This window comes from Vibrio sp. D173a, from assembly GCF_030248475.1.
Genome location: NZ_JAHGAH010000479.1, coordinates 1 through 1,254, shown reverse-complemented (window position 1 = coordinate 1,254; position 1,254 = coordinate 1). Strand labels below are relative to the sequence as shown.

The window sequence follows — 1,254 nt, the reverse complement described above, 5'->3', positions numbered from 1 at the left end:
ACCTATTCCGTTCTCGCGGTGAAGTCGATCGCGCGATTCGTATTCACCAAAACCTTATTTCCCGCTCTGGTCTCACTATCGACCAAAAGAATCTCGCACTACAGCAACTCGCAAAAGATTACATGGTATCGGGCTTCCTAGACCGTGCAGAAAAAATCTTCGAACAACTTGTTGAAGAACCTGATCATAAAGAGAGCGCTCTGCAGCAGTTGGTTTCTATCTATCAACAAACACGAGAATGGAACAAAGCCATTCAGTACGGCAATGTGCTGATTAAGATCAGCAAGAAGAAACTTAAGATGCGTGCAACTGTCGCTCACTTCTGGTGTGAGTTAGCAATGCAAGAGCAAGCTGAAGGCAATAAGTCGAAAGCTATGCAGCATTTTGAAAAGGCGTTGTCTGAAGACCCTAACAGATTGCTACCACCATTTAGGTCAAGAGGCGCAGCTAGTCGAGTTCTTGAAAGTCTGTATTCAGAAAAAAGCTGGCGTATCGGCTGAGCTGATGTTGGCGCAGCTTGTGGCGCAGCATGAAGATGTGGGCTCAGCACAAGAGCTGCTAACCAAGCAACTTCTTAAAAACCCAACCATGAAAGGCTTCTATCGATTGATCGATTACCATATTGCCGAAGCAGAAGAGGGGAGAGCTAAGAACAGCTTGACCACATTGCAATCAATGGTTGGTGAACAGTTAAAAATGAAGCCTCACTACCGCTGTAGGAAGTGTGGTTTCTCTACCCACTCTATGTATTGGCATTGCCCTTCATGTAAGGGGTGGGGAACGATCAAGCCAATTCGTGGCCTTGATGGTGAATAGATTTATGGTCAATGTTAGACCAAATTGAAAAGTGCAGCTTTCGGGCTGCATTTTTATGAGTAAAATTTAAGACAATAAACTGCGTTAGGAGATGAAATGAACGATCAAAAAATCATTGTAGCACTGGATTACGACAACCAAGCTGATGCTTTGGCCTTTGTTGATAGAATCGATCCAGCATCTTGTCGCCTAAAGGTCGGTAAAGAGATGTTTACTCTATTTGGGCCAGAATTCGTTCGCGAATTACACAAGCGTGGTTTCTCGGTATTCCTAGATTTGAAATTCCACGATATCCCAAACACGTGTTCAAAAGCAGTACGTGCAGCCGCTGAAATGGGAGTTTGGATGGTGAACGTCCACGCAGGTGGCGGTGAGCGCATGATGACGGCTTCACGTGAGATCCTTGAACCTTATGGTAAAGATCGTCCATTGCTTATT

Annotated in this window: 1 protein-coding gene and 1 pseudogene; both read left to right on the top strand. The window is 44.8% G+C overall.

All coding sequences use genetic code 11. From position 1 onward, the window contains the following. Positions 1–816 (top strand): annotated as a pseudogene (locus tag KIV40_RS26895) (lipopolysaccharide assembly protein LapB); the annotation flags it as partial. 96 nt (positions 817–912) lie between these two features. Continuing rightward, positions 913–1,254, top strand: a 342-nt coding sequence (locus KIV40_RS26890; protein ID WP_285352230.1) for an orotidine 5'-phosphate decarboxylase / HUMPS family protein, incomplete at its 3' end; no start/stop codon positions are given.